At 70.5% G+C, this 18383-nt stretch carries 13 protein-coding genes; 8 read left to right on the top strand and 5 right to left on the bottom strand.

The annotated features are described in order from the left end of the window. Window positions 1-3: 3 nt before the first annotated feature. From OHO83_RS23745 to OHO83_RS23715, 7 genes are all read left to right on the top strand, one after another. The gene (locus OHO83_RS23745; protein ID WP_266672257.1) at window positions 4-846 is read left to right on the top strand and encodes a M24 family metallopeptidase; all 843 of its coding nucleotides are present in this window, start codon (window positions 4-6) and stop codon (window positions 844-846) included. Further along, the gene (locus OHO83_RS23740) at window positions 846-2627 is read left to right on the top strand and encodes an SDR family oxidoreductase (RefSeq protein WP_266672259.1); all 1782 of its coding nucleotides are present in this window, start codon (window positions 846-848) and stop codon (window positions 2625-2627) included. Before OHO83_RS23745 ends, OHO83_RS23740 begins: the two co-directional genes overlap by 1 nt. Continuing rightward, on the top strand, window positions 2624-3568 hold the full coding sequence (locus OHO83_RS23735; RefSeq protein WP_266672261.1) for a metal-dependent hydrolase: 945 nt from the start codon (window positions 2624-2626) through the stop codon (window positions 3566-3568). The genes OHO83_RS23740 and OHO83_RS23735 overlap by 4 nt, the downstream gene beginning before the upstream one ends. 101 nt (window positions 3569-3669) lie before the next feature. Then, the gene (locus OHO83_RS23730) at window positions 3670-4620 is read left to right on the top strand and encodes a MerR family transcriptional regulator (RefSeq protein ID WP_266672263.1); all 951 of its coding nucleotides are present in this window, start codon (window positions 3670-3672) and stop codon (window positions 4618-4620) included. A gap of 115 nt (window positions 4621-4735) precedes the next feature. Beyond that, entirely contained in the window at window positions 4736-5278 is a 543-nt protein-coding gene (locus OHO83_RS23725) for an RNA 2'-phosphotransferase (RefSeq protein ID WP_266672265.1), read from the top strand. A gap of 84 nt (window positions 5279-5362) precedes the next feature. Next, window positions 5363-6301 (top strand): LLM class flavin-dependent oxidoreductase, encoded by a 939-nt coding sequence (locus tag OHO83_RS23720; RefSeq protein WP_227295960.1) that lies wholly within the window; start codon window positions 5363-5365, stop codon window positions 6299-6301. An 87-nt stretch (window positions 6302-6388) separates the two neighbouring features. Continuing rightward, on the top strand, window positions 6389-7309 hold the full coding sequence (locus OHO83_RS23715) for an HAD hydrolase family protein (RefSeq protein WP_266672268.1): 921 nt from the start codon (window positions 6389-6391) through the stop codon (window positions 7307-7309). Window positions 7310-7493: 184 nt separating this feature from the next. Here OHO83_RS23715 and OHO83_RS23710 read toward each other — a convergent pair whose 3' ends face one another. The 5 genes from OHO83_RS23710 to hisC form a co-directional block, all read right to left on the bottom strand. Beyond that, entirely contained in the window at window positions 7494-9239 is a 1746-nt protein-coding gene (locus tag OHO83_RS23710; protein WP_266672270.1) for a GAF domain-containing sensor histidine kinase, read from the bottom strand. 165 nt (window positions 9240-9404) lie between these two features. Next, window positions 9405-12902: a thiol reductant ABC exporter subunit CydD gene (gene cydD / locus OHO83_RS23705; protein WP_266672272.1), complete on the bottom strand. Its 3498-nt coding sequence runs from the start codon at window positions 12900-12902 to the stop codon at window positions 9405-9407. 27 nt (window positions 12903-12929) lie between these two features. Beyond that, complete coding sequence (gene cydB, locus OHO83_RS23700) at window positions 12930-13934, bottom strand: cytochrome d ubiquinol oxidase subunit II (protein WP_266672274.1); 1005 nt, start codon at window positions 13932-13934, stop codon at window positions 12930-12932. Between the two features lie 20 nt (window positions 13935-13954). Further along, window positions 13955-15487: a cytochrome ubiquinol oxidase subunit I gene (locus tag OHO83_RS23695; RefSeq protein WP_266676477.1), complete on the bottom strand. Its 1533-nt coding sequence runs from the start codon at window positions 15485-15487 to the stop codon at window positions 13955-13957. Between the two features lie 215 nt (window positions 15488-15702). After that, window positions 15703-16782 (bottom strand): histidinol-phosphate transaminase, encoded by a 1080-nt coding sequence (hisC, locus tag OHO83_RS23690; RefSeq protein WP_266672276.1) that lies wholly within the window; start codon window positions 16780-16782, stop codon window positions 15703-15705. 412 nt (window positions 16783-17194) lie between these two features. Here hisC and OHO83_RS23685 point away from each other — a divergent pair, with 412 nt between their 5' ends. Continuing rightward, entirely contained in the window at window positions 17195-18307 is a 1113-nt protein-coding gene (locus OHO83_RS23685; RefSeq protein WP_266672278.1) for a LacI family DNA-binding transcriptional regulator, read from the top strand. Window positions 18308-18383: the final 76 nt, after the last annotated feature.

Below are 18383 nucleotides of genomic sequence, written 5' to 3'. Positions count from 1 at the left end.
GGCATGACCCCAGCAGTGGTACGTGAACTCTCCGCGGAGTTGCGGGGGTTCAGAGAAGTCCAGTCCCTCGCGTACGAGTGCGCGGAGGCGGTCGCGGCGCAGCTCAAGCCGGGCGTCACGGAGCGCGAGGCCGCCCGGATGCAGCGGGAGTGGCTGCGCGAGCGCGGGGTGCGCGACTGGTTCCATCTGCCGTTCGCCTGGTTCGGCGACCGCACGGCGTTCGCCGGCTTCCGGATCCCGCTCCAGTTCTTCCCGACGAACCGGAGGCTGGAGGCGGGGATGCCGTTCATCCTCGACATGGCCCCGGTCTACAAGGGGTTCACGGCGGACATCGGCTACTCGGGCTCGCTCGGCCTCAATCCCCTGCAGGACAGGCTGCTCGCCGACCTGGAGGCACATCGCGAGCTGATCGTGCGCGAGGTCCGTGAGCGCCGTTCCCTGCGGGAGATCTACGAGGACGTGGACCGCCTCATGGTCCGCCAGGGCTATGCGAACCGGCATCGCGCGTACCCGTTCGGGGTGATCGCGCACAAGGTGGACCGGGTCGAGGAGCGCCGGATCTCCCCGACGCTGTTCGGCTTCGGCACGCAGTCCCTGAAAGGGCTCGCGAGCGACGCGATCCATGGGCACCGCGACGGCTGGTCCCCGCTGTGGTCGCCGTACAAGTTCTCCGACCATCCGCCGCAGCCGGGCCTGTGGGCGGTGGAGCCGCACCTCGGCTTCCGGGGTACGGGCGCTAAGTTCGAGGAGATCCTGGTCGTCACCGACTCCAAGGACCCCGAGCAGAGCGCGTTCTGGCTGGACGACGATCTGCCGCATGTGCGGCGCTGGGCGGAGGGCATCTGATGGCGGAACTCAAGGGGCTGGCCGGAGCGCGGGAGCGCTGGGTGAGCACGGGCGGTATCGAGCTGTGCGTGGCCGAGCTGGGCGACCCGACCCGGCCCACGGTGGTGCTCGTGCACGGCTACCCGGACTCCAAGGAGGTGTGGTCGGAGGTCGCCGAGCGGCTCGCCGACCGCTTCCATGTGGTCCTGTACGACGTGCGGGGGCACGGCAGGTCGACGGCGCCGACGCCGCTGCGCGGCGGATTCACCCTGGAGAAACTGACGGACGACTTCCTCGCGGTCGCCGACGCGGTCAGCCCGGACGAGCCGGTCCATCTGGTCGGCCACGACTGGGGCTCGGTGCAGTCCTGGGAGTTCGCCACGGTGCAGCGCACCGAGGGCAGGATCGCGTCCTTCACCTCGATGTCGGGCCCGTCGCTCGACCACTTCGGGCACTGGATCAAGAAGCGCATGGCGCGGCCGACGCCCCGGAGAGTGGGCCAGCTGCTCGGCCAGGGCGCCAAGTCCTGGTACGTGTACATGCTGCACACGCCCGTGCTGCCCGAGCTCGCCTGGCGCGGGCCGCTCGGCAAGCGCTGGCCGAAGATCCTCGAACGCATGGAGAAGGTGCCGGCGGGTGACTACCCGACACCGTCCCTGCCCTCGGACGCCGCACACGGCGCCTGGCTCTACCGGGACAACGTACGGGCGCGGCTGAGCAGGCCACGCGCTGACGCGTACGCGCACGTGCCGGTGCAGCTCGTCCTGCCCCTCGGCGACATCTTCCTGTCCGAGCGGCTCTATGACGAACTGGAGCTGTGGGCACCGGGACTGGTCCGTCGCACGCTGCCGGCCAAGCACTGGGTGCCGCGCACCCGCCCGGATCAACTGTCCGCGTGGATCACCGAATTCGTCCTGGCGAACGAGGAGCGGGAGACGGGCGCGCCCGCGCGGCGCACGAAGGCCACGGGCAAGCACGCCGAGCGCTTCGGCGGCCAGCTCGTGCTGGTCACCGGCGCGGGCAGCGGCATCGGACGGGCCACCGCCTTCGCGTTCGCCGAGGCCGGCGCGCGCGTGGTGGCCGTCGACCGGGACACGGAGAGCGCGACCCGCACCGCCGAGATGGCCCAGCTCATCGGCGCTCCCCAGGCGTGGGCCGAGACCGTCGACGTCGCCGACGAGCAGGCCATGGAGAAGCTCGCCGAGAAGGTCGCCGCCGAGTACGGAATCGTCGACGTGCTGGTGAACAACGCGGGCATCGGCCTGTCCGGGTCGTTCTTCGACACCACGCCGGAGGACTGGAAGAAGGTCCTCGACGTCAATCTGTGGGGCGTCATCCACGGCTGCCGCCTGTTCGGCAAGCAGATGGCCGAGCGCGGACAGGGCGGCCACATCGTGAACACGGCGTCCGCCGCGGCATTCCAGCCCTCCAAGGCACTGCCCGCTTACAGCACGTCCAAGGCGGCCGTCCTGATGCTCAGCGAGTGCCTGCGCGCCGAGCTGGCGGGCCAGGGGATCGGTGTCTCCGCGATCTGTCCCGGCCTCGTGAACACCAACATCACGGCGACAGCCCGCTTCGCCGGGGTCGACGCCGAGGAGGAGAAGCGCCGCCAGAAGAAGTCCTCTCGCCTGTACGGCCTGCGCAACTACCCGCCGGAGAAGGTCGCCGACGCGATCCTGACCGCCGTCGTGCGCAATCAGGCGGTCGTCCCGGTCACACCGGAGGCCCGCGGCGCCCACCTCATGTCCCGCTTCACGCCCAAGGCCCTGCGCGCCGTCGCACGGTTGGAGCCGCCGTTGTGAGCACCCAGGAGAGCACCGGGCCCACCGGACACACGGAGCTCACCGGGCACCACGCGATCGCCCCGCGCCGCGTCTCCTTCGACTGGGAGACGACGCCGCTGCACTGGATACCGGACGAGCCCACGGCGACCCACGTCATCAACGTGCTGCACCTGCTGCTCCCGGCGGGGGAGCGGAGGTTCGTGAAGGTCTTCAAGGAGGGCCTTCCGCTCGTCGACGATCCCGAACTGCTGGGGGACGTCAAGGGGTTCATGGGGCAGGAGGCCACGCACAGCGTGCAGCACGCGTACGTGCTCGACCATCTGGCCGCGCAGCGGCTCGACACCGGGGACTTCACGAAGTACGTCGACTTCCTCTTCGAGAGGCTCCTCGGCGAGCGGCCACCGCTGGGCGCCCCGGTCTCCACCCGGGAGTGGCTGCGCTTCCGTCTCTCCGTCGTCGCGGCGATCGAGCAGTTCACCGCGGTCCTGGGGAACTGGGTGCTGCACGCCGAAGGGCTCGACGCGGCGGGCACGGACGAGGTCATGCTCGACCTGCTGCGCCGGCACGGCGCGGAGGAGGTCGAGCACCACGCGATCGCGTTCGACATGTACCAGCACTGCGGCGGCGAGGGCCCGCCCCGCTATGCCCGCCGGCTCGCGGGCATGGCCGTCACCGCTCCCGTGATGCTGTACCTGTGGGCCTGGGGCGCGGCGTATCTCATACGTCACGACCCTCAGCTCGCCGGACGGACGCGCTACTCGCCCGCGGAACACAACAGGGCGGTGCGCAAGGGACTGCTGCCCAGCTGGCGGGAGCTGGGTGCGGCGATACCCCGCTATCTGCGGCGGTCGTACCATCCCTCGCAGGAGGGGTCGCTGCGCAAGGCCGTCGAGTATCTGGCGCAGTCGCCCGCGGCCAGGACGGCGGCGGGTGCGATCGGCCGGACCGCTCTGTCCTAGGAACTTTCGTCCGGCCCGCAACGCGGTCGACGTCCGGACCCGGGTCGGCGCCGCCTTCCCACAGGCGCGGCGGCCACAGGCACGGCAGAGGGATGTGAAGCGTGACGGAACAAGCTGTGGCCGAGTACCGGATCGAGGACCTGGCGCACCGCAGTGGCGCCACGGTCCGCACCATCCGCGCCTACCAGGACCGCGGGTTGCTCCCCCGCCCCGAGCGGCGCGGCAGGGCCAATGTGTACGGGGACACGCATCTGGCCCGGCTGCGGCAGATCGCCGACCTTCTCGACCGCGGGTACACCCTGGCCTCGATCAAGGAGCTGCTCGAGGCGTGGGACGCGGGGCGCGGGCTCGGTGGTGTGCTCGGCCTGGTCGCGGAGGTGGACGGGCCGTGGACCGACGAGAAGGCCGACCGGATCTCGCGCGCCGATCTCGCGGCACGATTCGGAGGCAGCGAGGACGAGGCGGCCGTCGCCGACGCGGTGGCGCTCGGGATCCTGGAGCAGATCCCGGGGCACGAGGACGAGTTCCTGGTGCCGAGCCCTCAAGAACTGTCCGTGGCAGCCGAGTTGCACGCGTCCGGCGTCCCGCTGCCCGCGATATCCGCTCATCTGAGGGAGTTGAGGGGGCAGATCGAGCACATCGCTACCCGTTTCCTGGAGTTCACGACCGAGCATGTCTTCGCGCGCTACCTCGGCCCGTTGCCCCCGACGGACGCGGAAGCGGCCGAGGCGGCCTCGCTCGTCCGCAGACTGCGGCCGCTCGCGCAGCAGTCGGTCGACGCCGAACTGGCGCGTGCCATGAAGCTGTTCGCCACTCGGCACCTCCACCGGCACCTGTCGGAGGGCCCGATCGCCTCACATGCGGAGGAGGCCCATTCGGTCGCCCTCCCTGCCGACACGATCCGTGCTGTGCAGAGCCTTGTTGGTGCCGAGAGCATCGCCGAGTTCATCGCCGCCGCAACCGAACGAGAAGTACAAGCAAGGGCATTGGACACCCTCACCTCAAACCATCGCAAATCCACCTCTGTTGATCAAATGCCGCCAACGGTATGACGGTTGTCCACAGAAACGCCAAATACCCTGTGGATAACCGGACTTGGCTGTGGATCAAACCTGCGAACAGAAAAATCACGTGCGCGAGGAGTGAGACGCCCGCCACTCTGACGGGATGGATGAAAGACGCACCGTCAAGGTGTCGAAGTACCTCTCGAAGCATCTGCGGCACCAGCCGCAGCGGATCGGACTGACCCTCGACGAGGGCGGCTGGGTCGAGATCGGGACGCTGCTCGCCGCGGCAGCAGCCCACGGATTCCGCATCACACGGGACGAGCTCGACCATGTCGTCGCCGCCAACGACAAGCGGCGCTTCGCGATCGAGGGCTCCCGGATCCGCGCCAGCCAGGGCCACACCGTGGACGTCGACCTCGGGCTGCCGCCGGCCACCCCGCCCGCGTACCTCTACCACGGCACCGTCGCCGCGGCTCTGGGCCCGATCCGCGCCGAGGGGCTGCGACCCATGAGCCGGCACGACGTCCATCTCTCGCCCGACCGCGAGACCGCCACCCGTGTCGGCGCCCGTCGCGGCCGCCCCGTCGTGCTGTCGGTCGACGCGGGAGCGATGCACCGGGACGGCCACACGTTCCGCGTCAGCGCCAACGGCGTCTGGCTCACGGAGGCCGTTCCACCCCGCTACCTGCGGTTTCCCGGCTGAGACCGACCGAACCCGCGGGACGCGGTCCCCCACGGCGCCCTCACCCCGGCCCACACCCGGCGCGCGCCGCTTAGGCTCTGGGGCATGAGCGATCAGCCCCGTCAGCCCACGCCCGCCCTGCGCCTGAGCACCGTGATCCTGCCCTACCGCCGCTGGCACGAGGGCAGCCGAGCCGCGTGGCAGCGCGCCGAGGAGCTGGGCTTCCACACCGCGTACACCTACGACCACCTGGCCTGGCGGACCTTCCGCGACGGCCCGTGGTTCGGCGCCGTGCCGACCCTGACCGCCGCCGCGTCCGTCACGGAGCGGATGCGCCTCGGCACACTCGTCACCTCGCCGAACTTCCGGCACCCGGTCACGCTGGCCAAGGAACTGATCTCCCTCGACGACATCTCCGGCGGCCGGATCACCCTCGGCATCGGCGCGGGCGGCAACGGCTTCGACGCGACGACGCTCCTGAGGGCAGGCGAGGAACCGTGGACCCCGCGCGAACGGGCCGACCACTTCGCCGAGTTCGTCCCGCTGCTCGACCGGTTGCTGAGCGAGGACTCGGTGACGTACGACGGTGAGTTCTACTCGGCCCAGGAGGCGCGGAACATCCCGGGCTGCGTGCAGCGGCCCCGGCTGCCCTTCGCTGTGGCCGCGACGGGACCGCGCGGGCTGAAGCTGGCCGCCCGGCACGGGCAGGCGTGGGTGACGACGGGCGACCCGAAGCTGTTCGAGACGGGCACGCCCGAGGAGTCGATTCAAGCCATTCGCGGACAGGCCGCCAAGCTCGCCGACGCCTGCGCCGAGATCGGTCGGGACGCCGCCGAACTCGACAAGGTCCTCCTCACCGGGTTCACCCCGGACCGCAGCCGTCCCCTGGAGTCCGTGGACGCCTTCGTCGACTTCGCCGGCAAGCACGCGGCCCTGGGCATCACCGAGATCGTGATCCACTGGCCCATCCCCGACTCGGAGTTCGCCGCCGATCAGAAGGTCTTCGAAAGCATCGCCACGGAGGCCCTCGCCCAGCTCGGCTGAGGCCCCCGGCAAACCGGCGGAACCGGTGGGGCGCCTGCGCGAGGACCGTACTCATCTGCGCGCCCCACCGCACGCCCGTGCGCGCATATGCGGGACAATAGTGCGGTGACCTCACCGACTCCTCGGCCCTGGACCCCGGCCGCCAACGCCCCCGCGCCCCGGCTCGTCGCCACGGATCTGGACGGCACGCTGCTGCGCGACGACAAGTCCGTCTCGCCGCGGACGGTCGCCGCGCTCGCCGCCGCCGAGCGGGCGGGCATCGAGGTCTTCTTCGTGACCGGCAGACCGGCCCGCTGGATGGACGTCGTCAGCGACCACGTCCACGGCCACGGCCTGGCGATCTGCGGGAACGGCGCGGCCGTGGTGGACCTGCACGGCGGTCCCGGCCGCCACCGGTTCGTGAAGGTCAGGGACCTCGCCCCCGACATCGCCCTCGACGTCGTACGCATCCTGCGCGCCGCCGCGCCCGGCACAGCCTTCGCCGTCGAGCGGACCGGTGGCCTCCACCACGAACCGACGTACCCGCCGCTGCACCTGGAGGCGGGGGAGAGCGTCGCGGCCGCCGAGAAGCTCCTCGCCGTCGACTCGCCCTGCGCCGACCAGCCCGTGCTCAAGCTGCTCGCGTACCACGGCGACCTCGCCCCCGACGAGTTCCTCGTCCTCGCCCGGGCGGCCGTCGGCGACCGCGCGGCGATCACCCGTTCCAGCCCCAGCGCGCTCCTGGAGATCAGCGGCCCCGGCGTCTCCAAGGCCAGCACCCTCGCGCTGTGCTGCGCCGAGCGCGGCATCACGGCGGCCGAGGTCGTCGCCTTCGGGGACATGCCCAACGACATGGAGATGCTCCGCTGGGCCGGCGCCTCGTTCGCGATGGGCAACGCGCACCCTGACGTGCTCGCCGCCGCGTCGGGCCACACGGTGCCGAACAACGAGGACGGCGTGGCCGCGATCATCGAACAGATCCTGGCGGCACGTCAGCCCTCCGGGGACAGTGCACCGGTCGACTCCTAGAAGCACTGGCAGAAACGGTCCTCCACATGTGGGTCCGACCCGCGCGTGGATCCGACCCGTATGGGTCCGACCCGTATGGGTCCGACCCGCACACATGCCGCCGCGCATATGGCCCCGCCCCACACCTGGTCCCCGCACCTGGCAGGGCCCCCAACAGGGCCCGGCTCGGTACCTGGTCGCGCCCTCAGTGAGGCGCCTGCCAGACCACCGTCGTGCCGCCCCCGTCCTCGCCGATGCCCGGCCCGTACCAACTGTCGCCGCCCAGGGACTCCGCCCGTCGCTTGAGGTTCTTGAGGCCGCTGCGCCGGCCGCCCTCCGGGATGCCGACGCCGTCGTCGGACACCGTGAGCCGGACGCCGCGCTGCCCGTCGGGGAGCGTGACGTTCGCGTCGACGACCACGTCGATACGGGCGGCCTCCGCGTGCCGGAACGCGTTGGACAGGGCCTCTCGCAGGGCCGCGATCAGGTTCTTGCCGGTGAGTTCGCCGACCACCGTGTCGACGGCGCCGGCGAAGTGGTGCGTGGGCTTGAAGCCGAGCGGCACGGCCGACATGTTGATCTCGCGCAGGACGCGTGTGCGCAGGCCCGAGGGCGCCTCGGCGGGCCCCTGCTGGAGCGCGAAGATGGCCGTGCGGATCTCCTGGATGGTGACGTCCAGTTCGTCGATGGCCTTGCCGACCCCGACCTGCACCTCGGGCACGACGGACCTGCGCTGGGCGCTCTCCAGCATCATCCCCGTGGCGAACAGGCGCTGGATGACGAGGTCGTGGAGATCGCGGGCGATCCGGTCGCGGTCCTCGTACACCGCGAGCCGCTCGCGGTCGCGCTGCGCCTCCGCCATCATCAGCGCGAGCGCTGCCTGGGAGGCGAACTGGGTGGCGAGGGTGCGCTCCGCGTCGGTGAAGGGCCGGGCGCCACGCGCGCGTGGCGTCACGAGGGTGCCGAGGACGCGGCCGTCGCTCTGGAGGGGCAGCATCATCGCGGGACCGTAGTCGCGCGCGAGATCGGTCAAAATGCGCGGGTCGGTGGACGCGTCGTCGACGAACACCGTGGCGCCGCCCAGGAGTTCGGCGACGATCTCGCTCTCCGCCGGGATGATCACGCCGAGGGCCTGCGACGGATGGTCCGACGAGACGGCGACGATCTCCATGCCGCCCTCCTCGGCCGGCAGGAGGACGATGCCGGCCGCCGAGCCCGACAGGTGCCTGGCCTGTTCGGCGACGACCTGGAGGGCTTCCTCGGCGTCACTGCCGGACAGCAGGGCGGTCGTGACGGCCACGGACCCGTCGATCCACCGCTCGCGCTGCCTGGCGGCCTCGTACAGGCGCGCGTTGCCGATGGCGATGCCGGCCTCCGTGGCGAGGACGCGGACCATGTTCAGGTCGTAGTCGTTGAACTCGACCCCGCCGTGCTTCTCCGTCAGATAGAGGTTGCCGAAGATCTCCCCCTGTACGCGGATGGGGACGCCCAGAAAGGTCCGCATCGGCGGGTGGTGGGCCGGAAAGCCGCAGGAGCGGGGGTCGTCGGCCAGGTTCGCGAGGCGTACCGGGCCCGGGTCGTGGATGAGTGCTCCGAGGAGCCCGCGATGGCCGTCGGGGAGCCGTCCGATGAGCTCCGCCGTCTCCACGTCGACTCCGTGGAAGACGAAGTCCGAGAGCGCCTCGCCGTCCTCGGAGACGACGCCGATCGCCGCGTAGCGGGGGTCGGCGAGGTCGGCGGCCGTCTCGCAGATGCGGTCGAGGGTGGAGTGCAGTTCCAGACCGGTTCCCACGGAGCGCATCGCTTCGAGCAACTGCGGTACCCGCGCGGTCAGCTCGGCGGACAGTCCCTGGAGGCCGCGCGTCGCCTGCGTCGCCGCCTCCAGCGCGTCGGAGGAGTTTCGCTCGCCGTCGGACGGTGGGGTGGCGCCGGGCACCGGTGCAACTGACATGCCTTGAGAGTAGTTAGTCCCATTTAGAGAGGAAAGTCGGTGTTAGGGACCGACCGCTGCCCCGCCACCTGGCACGCGTGGCCGGCCGGTACACACGGCAACCCGGTGCGCGAGGCCGTCCGGGGCGCGTGGCCACCCTGTACGCGTGTCCACCGGCACACGTAGCTACCCGGCCACCAACAGCTCCGCCTCCCGCTCGCGTTCCCGCAGCGCGCGCAGCGGCCCGTCGACCGCCAGCAGATCCTCGTACCTGCCGCGCTGCACGACCTGTCCCTCGTCGAGGACGATCACCTCGTCCACGGCGTCGAGTCCGGCCAGCCGGTGCGTGATCAGCAGCGTCGTGCGGCCCTCGGTCGCGGACAGGAGGTCCGCCGTGAGCGCGTCCGCCGTCGGCAGGTCGAGATGCTCGGCGGGCTCGTCGAGGACGAGGACGGGGAAGTCGGCGAGCAGGGCGCGGGCCAGGGCGAGCCGCTGCCGTTGGCCTCCGGACAGGCGCGCGCCGTGTTCGCCGACCAGGGTGCCGAGCCCGTCGGGCAGCGAATCGGCCCACTCCAGGAGGCGTGCGGCGGCCAGGACTTCGCGCAGTTCGTCGTCGGTGGCGTCCTTCTTGGCAAGGAGCAGGTTCTCTCGCACCGAGCTGTCGAAGAGGTGCGCGTCCTGCGCGCACAGCCCGACGAGCCGCCGCACCGCATCCCCTTCGAACCCGTACGCGTCCTGCCCGGCCAGGGTGTACGCGCCCTCGCCCGCGTCCAGGAACCGCAGCAGGACCTGAGCGAGCGTCGTCTTTCCGGATCCCGACGGGCCGACGACGGCGACCCTGCGGCCCCGCTCCAGCGTGAGATCGACCCCGTGGAGCGCGTCCCGGCCCTGCCCGTCGTGGCGCGCGGCGAGACCGCGCACCAGCAGAGGGAAGGGGTCCCGCGGCGCCTGCGCGGGCGATTCCGGCTCCCGTACGGGGTCCGGCGCGTCCAGGACCTCGTGGACACGTTCGGCGCTCTTCCTGACCCGCTGGCGGTACTGCACGGCGAGCGGAAGTCCCATGACGGCCTCGAACGCGGCCAGCGGCGTGAGGACGACGACCGCGAGCTGGACCCCGTCGAGGCGGCCCTCGCGCACTCCCTGCACCCCGGCGAGCGCGGCACCGGCCACGGTGAGGCCGGTGATCAGCGCGGTGAGACCGTCGCCCAGCGCGGTGGCGGTGGCGGCGCGGGACGCGATCCGCGTCAGCACGGAATCGGCGGCCTTCGCCTGCGCGGTGCGCGCGGGCAGCGCTCCCGCGACGGTCAGTTCGGCGGTGCCGGTGAGGAGTTCGGCCACGCGGGTGGCGAGTGTCCCGCGCGCGGGGGCCAGGCGGCGCTCGGCGCGGTGGGCGACGGCTCCGGAGAGCAGGGGCACGCCGATTCCCGCGAGCAGCAGGCCTACGGCGAGCACGGCACCGGCGGCGGGCAGCATCCAGGCGGTGAACGCGACGGAGGCGGCACCGACCACCGCGGCGGCCGACGCGGGCAGCAGCCAGCGCAGCCAGTAGTCCTGGAGGGCGTCCACATCGGAGACGAGCCGGGAGAGGAGATCGCCTCGGCGCGTCGCGCGCAGGCCCGCCGGGGCGAGCCGCTCCAGCCGCCGGTAGACGGCGACCCGGGTGTCCGCGAGCATCCGCAGCACGGCGTCGTGCGACACGACCCGCTCGCCGTACCGGAAGCAGGCACGCCCGATCCCGAAGGCACGGGTCGCCGTGACGGCGACCATCAGGTACATCACGGGCGGCTGCTGCGAGGCTCGCGAGATGAGCCACCCGGAGGTCGCCATGAGCCCGACGGCGCTACCGAGGGCGAGCGCGCCGAGCAGCAGCGCGAGAGCAAGCCGCCCCCGCCGCGCCCGGGTGGCACCTCGCACCCGCGAGAGCACACTGCCCCGGCTCCCTCCGGAGAGGGCCGATTCGTGACCGTCCTCTACGGAGACGGGCAGTTCGGCCGCCCGGGCCGGCGGCACCTCCTGACGTACCGCGGGCTCCCCCGCCGCCACAGGGGAACGCGGTGCGTCGAGACGCACCACCCGATCGGCGACGGCCAGCAGCGCCGGACGGTGCACCACCAGCAGGACGGTCCGGCCGGCGGCGAGCCTGCGGACCGCCTCGACGATCCCCGCCTCGGTCTCGCCGTCGAGCGCGGCCGTCGGCTCGTCCAGCAGCACCACGGGCCGGTCGGCGAGGAACGCCCGCGCCAGGGCGAGCCGTTGCCGCTGCCCGGCCGAGAGCCCGGCCCCGTCCTCGCCGAGCAGGGTGTCCGCGCCGTCGGGCAGCGCACGGACGAAGTCCTCGGCCCCCGCCTCGCGCAATGCCTCCTCGACCTCCGTCGGCGACGCGCCGGGCCGCGCGAGCCGCACGTTGTCCGCGATCGACCCGGCGTACAGCTGCGGCCGCTGAGGCACCCAGGCCACGTGCGCGTGCCACGCCTCCCGGTCGAGACCGGACAGATCGGCGCCCCCCACGAGAACGCGTCCTGCCTGGGGACGGACGAATCCGAGCGCCGCGCTCAGCAGCGTCGACTTGCCCACGCCGCTCGGGCCGACGAGTGCCACCGTCTCCCCGGGTGCGACCTCGAAGTCGGCCTCCGAGACGGCGTCCGCGGACCGGCCGGGATAGCGGACGGTCACTCCGTCGAAGGCGATACCAGTGGCCGCGGGCACCGGCCCGGCGCCCGACGGCGGCACCGGGGTCTCCAGGACGGCGAAGATCTCCTCCGCGGCGGCGAGCCCCTCCGCCGCCGCGTGGTACTGCGCGCCGACCTGACGCAGCGGCACATAGGCCTCGGGCGCGAGGACGAGGATGACCAGTCCCACGTAGAGGTCCATGTCGCCGTGCACGAGCCGCATGCCGATGGTCACGGCCACCAGGGCGACCGACAGCGTCGAGAGGAGTTCGAGGGCGAACGACGACAGGAAGGCGATGCGCAGGGTCCGCATCGTCGCCTGCCGGTACTCGCCGGTGATCCGGCGGATCGAATCGGCCTGCGCCTTGGCCCGGCCGAACACCTTCAGCGTCGGAAGGCCGGCCACCACGTCCAGGAAATGCCCCGAGAGCCGGGACAGGAGCCGCCACTGACGGTCCATGTGGGACTGGGTGGCCCAGCCGATGAGGATCATGAATACGGGGATCAGCGGCAGGGTGCAGACGATGATCGCCGCGGACACCCAGTCCTCGGTGACGATGCGCGCGAGCACCGCCACGGGCACCACCACCGCGAGGCCCAACTGCGGCAGATAGCGCGAGAAGTAGTCGTCGAGCGCGTCCACACCCCGCGTCGCGAGCGCCACCAGGGATCCGGTCCGCTGCCCACTGAGCCACCCCGGGCCCAGCCGGGAGGCGCGCTCCAGGAGCCGCCCGCGCAGCTCCGACTTGACCGCCGCGCTGGCCCGGTGAGCGGCCAGCTCGGTCAGCCAGGAGACCAGACCGCGCCCGGCCGCCACCAGCGCAAGCAGCAAGAGCGGTGTGCGCAGGGCGGAGACATCAAGGCCGCGCTCGAAGGCCCCCACCACCACTTCGGCGATGAGCATCGCCTGAGCGATGACCAGGCCCGCCCCGGCCACGCCGAGGACCACCACCGCGATCAGGAAGAGGCGAGTGGCCCTGGTGTACCGGAGCAGACGCTGGTCGATCGGTTTCACGTGAAACACACCCTCGTCATCAGGGGCTCAGTGTGCGGCGTCGGCGATGTGCTGCGTGCCGATCCGCTTGCGGAACACCCAGTACGTCCACGACTGGTAGAGCAGCACGATGGGCGTCGCCACCGCCGCGCACCAGGTCATGATCTTCAGGGTGTAGGGGCTCGACGAGGCGTTGGTGACCGTGAGGCTCCAGTCCGGGTCGAGCGAAGACGGCATGACGTTCGGGAACAGCGTCAGGAAGAGCATCGCGACGGCTGCCGCGATCGTGATGCCGGAGAGCGCGAACGACCAGCCCTCGCGGCCCGCCTTGATGGCGACGATAGCGCCGACGAGGGCGGCCACCGTGACGATCATCGCGATCAGCGACGAGCCGTCACCCTTGTCGGCCTGGGTCCAGATCAGAAAGGCGAGCGCGAAGGCCGCGGCCACCAGACCGAGCCCCAGCGCCATCTTCCGCGCCCGCACCCGGATGTCGCCCACCGTCTTGAGCGAGGCGAACACCGCGCCGTGGAAGGTGAACAGCGTCAGCGTCACCAGACCGCCGAGGATCGCGTACGGGTTGAGCAGGTCCCAGAAACTGCCCACGAACTCCTTGTGCGCGTCGATCTTCACGCCGCGCACGATGTTCCCGAAGGCCACGCCCCACAGCACCGCCGGGATCAGCGAGGTCCAGAAGATCGCGTGCTCCCAGTTGGTCTGCCACTTCTCCTCGGGCCGCTTCGCCCGGTACTCGAAGGCGACACCCCGCACGATCAGGCAGACCAGGATCATCAGCAGCGGCAGGTAGAAGCCCGAGAAGAGCGTCGCGTACCAGTCGGGGAAGGCCGCGAAGGTGGCACCGCCGGCCGTGAGCAGCCACACCTCGTTGCCGTCCCAGACGGGTCCGATGGTGTTGATCAGGACGCGCCGCTCGGTGCGTCCGCGGGCGAGCACCTTGGTCAGGACCCCGATCCCGAAGTCGAATCCCTCCAGGAAGAAGTAGCCGATCCACAGGACCGCTATGAGTACGAACCAGACGTCGTGAAGTTCCATGCCTCAGCAGCTCCTCAGTCTCAGTACGAGAAGGCCATGGGCCGGTCGGCATCGGAAGCGTCGCCGGAATCCGCTCCGGATCCGGGGCCGCCGATCTTGGTGGGCGGGTTGAGGTCGGCCTCGGTGAGCTCGGGCGGCCCCTGCTTGATGTACTTGACCATCAGCTTCACCTCGATGACGGCGAGCGCGGCGTAGACCAGCGCGAACACGATCAGAGAGGTGAGCACCTCGCCTTGCGAGACGCCGGGGGAGACCGCGTCCCTGGTCCTGAGCACGCCGTAGACCACCCACGGCTGGCGCCCGGTCTCGGTGAAGATCCAGCCCCAGGAGATACCGATGATCGGGAAGATCAGCGTCCACTGGGACAGGCGCCACCACCAGATGCCCAGCTTCGGCGTCAGCTCCTTGTTCTTGGTGAGCATCAGCTTCGGCGTCTCGTCCTCGCCGGTGCGGTGCTCCGGCGCCAGCCAGAACCTGCGGCGGGTCAGCCACAGTCCCGCCGTGCACAGGGCCATCGAGACCCCGCCGAAGCCGATCATCCAGCGGTACGACCAGTAGGCGGTGGGGATGTTGGGGCGGTAGTCACCGGGCCCGAACTTCTCCTGCTCCGCCTTGTTGATGTCGTTGATCCCGGGGATCTCGGCGTTGAAGTCGTTCTTGGCGAGGAAGGACAGCACGCCGGGGACCTCGATGGCGACCGTGTTGTGGCCCTTGGAGACATCGCCGTACGCGAAGATCGAGAACGGCGCCGGCTTCTCCGTGTCCCACAGCGCTTCCGCGGCCGACATCTTCATCGGCTGCTGCTCGTACATCACCTTGCCGAGCGTGTCCGCGCTGACGACGGTGAGGAGCGTGCCGACCATGGCCGTCACCAGGCCGAGGCGCAGCGACATCCGCATGGTGCGGATGTGCTGCTTCTTGCGCAGGTGGAAGATCGCTATGCCGGTCATGAACGCGCCGCCGACCAGGATGGACGCGCTGATCACATGCCAGAAGTTGACGAGCACCGTCTCCTGGAAGAGCACGGCGGCGAAGTCGGTCAGCTCGGCGCGCTTGGTGCCGTCCCGCTCCACGATCCGGTAGCCGACCGGATGCTGCATGAACGAGTTGGCGGCCATGATGAAGTACGCCGACAGGATCGTGCCGATGGACACCAGCCAGATCGTGGCGCAGTGCAGCTTCTTCGGGAGCTTGTCCCAGCCGAAGATCCACAGACCGATGAAGGTCGACTCGAAGAAGAAGGCGATCAGCGCCTCGAAGGCGAGCGGAGCGCCGAAGATGTCGCCGACGAAGCGCGAGTAGTCCGACCAGTTCATGCCGAACTGGAACTCCTGCACGATGCCGGTCACGACACCCATGGCGATGTTGATCAGGAAGAGCTTTCCCCAGAACTTGGTCGCCCGGAGGTAGTGCTCCTTGCCCGTCCGCACCCAGGCCGTCTCGAGGATCGCCGTCAGGGCGGCGAGCGAGATGGTCAGGGGGACGAAGAGGAAGTGATAGACGGTCGTGATGCCGAACTGCCATCGCGCCAGAGTTTCCGGCGCCAGAGCCATCAACGTCGGGTCCACTGCGTCATCTCCTTAAGTCGCCGTGGTCCAGCGGCAATTTGCCCCTTTAATCCCACTGCTCTCCGGATCAACCGGGCACGCTTGTGAAAGCGTTCACATTCACAAGCATTATGTACTACCGGCTCCGGACAGCAGAAGGGGGGTCCCCCCTTACTTCGGGGAACCCCCACCACGCCACAGAGCGGCCGCAGCCGCCGGGTCTACAGCTCCTTGCGGAACGCCGCCGCCGTGTTCAGGAAGACGTCGTTGGCCTCGGCCTCCGCGATCGTGGCCCGCATGCCCTCGCCGGCGAACGGCCGCACGACCACGCCGGCCTGCTCGCACGCCGCGGCGAAGTCCGCCGTGCGCTCCCCCAGCCGCAGCCACACGAAGTTCGCGTGCGACTCCGGCACCGTCCAGCCCTGCGCCCGCAGCGCCTCGACCACACGGTTGCGCTCACACACCAGCGAGCCGACGCGGCCGAGCAGCTCGTCCTCGGCCCGCAGCGAGGCGACCGCCGCGTCCTGCGCGAGCTGGCTCACACCGAACGGCACCGCCGTCTTGCGCAGCGCGGCCGCCACCGGCTCATGGGCGATGGCGAAGCCGACCCGCAGGCCCGCGAGCCCGTACGCCTTGGAGAACGTCCGCAGCACGGCGACATTGGGACGGTCCCGGTAGATCTGGACGCCGTCCGGCACCTCGGCGTCCCGGATGAACTCGCGGTACGCCTCGTCGAGCACGACCAGGACGTCGCTCGGGACCCGGTCGAGGAACCGCTCGAGCTCGGCCCGGCGCACCACCGTGCCGGTCGGGTTGTTCGGGTTGCACACGAAGATCAGGCGCGTGCGGTCGGTGATCGCGTCGGCCATCGCGTCGAGGTCGTGGACCTCGCCGGACGTCAGCGGCACCTCCACCGCCTTGGCGCCGCTGATCTGCGTGATGATCGGGTACGCCTCGAAGGAGCGCCAGGCGTACATGACCTCGTCACCGGGGCCACTGGTCGCCTGGAGCAGCTGCTGTGCGACCCCGACCGAGCCGGTGCCCGTGGCCAGATGCGTGACCGGCACCGCGAATCGTTCCGCCAGCTCGTTCATCAGCCCGGTGCAGGCCATGTCCGGGTAACGGTTGAAGGAACCGGCCGCCGCGACGGCACTCTCCATCACGCCGGGAAGCGGCGGATAGGGGTTCTCGTTGGAGGACAGCTTGTACGCCACCGGCCCCCCTGCCGCGGCAGCCTTGCCCGGCTTGTAGGTGGGAATACCCTCCAGCTCGGCACGCAGCTTGGGGCTCGTCTCGCTCACCGCAGTCCTCCTCGCGACCACCATTTCAATACTGCTCACCTTAAGAGGATTCGCGGCAGACCCCAATGGCCCGGGACTCCCGACATCCCTTGTGGTCGTCCGACACCACCCCTGACGACGGCCGGGGACCTCCCGAAGGCGTACGGAAGAGGGGGAGCGCTCCCTTTCGCAGCGCGCGCCGGTAGCTCGCGCCGTGGCGCGCATCCTCCGTGAAGGTGAGTTGAGACCTACTCGCAACATCGCCAACTTGGCAGGCCCATGCGTGCCGACAAGCGACGTCCCAGCGTCAGTGCCCTCAACTTCCTTGATTTCCAAGGTCATTGACTCGGCCCGGCCATGCAGAAACGTGCCTGTCAACGCGTGCATATGCACTCACGCCACCCCGCCACATGAGCCCTACTATCGGCTCGCCATGACAGCAGCAGGGAAGCACCAGGTGAGCAGGGCGGAGACCACCCGTCGGGGCACCCGGCAGGTGCGGGCGGGCATCAGAGACGTTGCCGCCGCCGCCGGGGTCTCCATCACGACTGTCTCCGATGCGCTCAACGGTAAGGGCCGGCTCCCGGACGCCACCCGACGCCATGTCCGCGAGGTCGCCGACCGGTTGGGCTATCGCCCCTCCGCGGCGGCCCGAACGCTCCGTACCGGAAAGTCGGGCCTCATCGGCCTGACCGTCACGACCTACGGGGATGAACCTTTCACCTTCACCGAATTCGCGTACTTCGCGGAAATGGCGAGAGCGGCCACCTCGGCGGCGCTCGCCCGCGGGTACGCCTTAGTCATCCTGCCCGCCACCTCACGCCACGACGTGTGGTCGAACGTCGCTCTCGACGGCACCGTCGTCATCGACCCGTCCGACCACGACCCGGTGGTCACCGAGCTGGTCCGCCAGGGCCTGCCCGTCGTCTCCGACGGGCGACCCGCCGGCACGCTCCCCGTCACCGCCTGGGTGGACAACGACCACGAGGCCGCCGTGCTCGGCATCCTCGACCACCTCGCCGCCGCGGGGGCCCGCCGCATCGGACTGCTCACCGGCACGACCACGGACACGTACACCCATCTGTCCACCTCCGCGTACCTGCACTGGTGCGAGCGGATCGGACAGGAACCCGTGTACGAGTCCTATCCCGCGCACGATCCGTGCGCGGGGGCCGTCGCCGCCGACCGGCTCCTGGCCCGCCCCGACCGGCCCGACGCCGTGTACGGACTCTTCGACCCCAACGGCACGGACCTGCTCGCCGCCGCCCGCCGGTACGGCCTGCGCGTCCCCGAGGACCTGCTGCTCGTCTGCTGCAGCGAATCGACCGTCTACGCCACCACGGAACCGCCCATCACGACCCTCTCGCTCAAGCCGCGGCGGATCGGCACCGCGGTCGTCCAGCTGCTGATCGACGCCATCGAAGGGGTTGAATCGGACCAGACGGTCGAGCAGGTGATACCGACGGAACTCATCGTCCGGACCTCCTCCCAGCGCCGTCCGCCCCGCACGACGGTCAGCCCGCCCCGCTCCCCGGGGCAGGGCTGAACGACGGCTTCCGGGTGGTCACCCCGAAGACCACCCGGAAAAGCCTGTACCAATTCGGGAGAAAAGCACGGTGAAC

It is taken from the genome of Streptomyces sp. NBC_00569, from assembly GCF_036345255.1.
In the GTDB taxonomy this organism is placed as follows: domain Bacteria; phylum Actinomycetota; class Actinomycetes; order Streptomycetales; family Streptomycetaceae; genus Streptomyces.
This window is presented reverse-complemented; position numbering and strand designations above follow the sequence as displayed.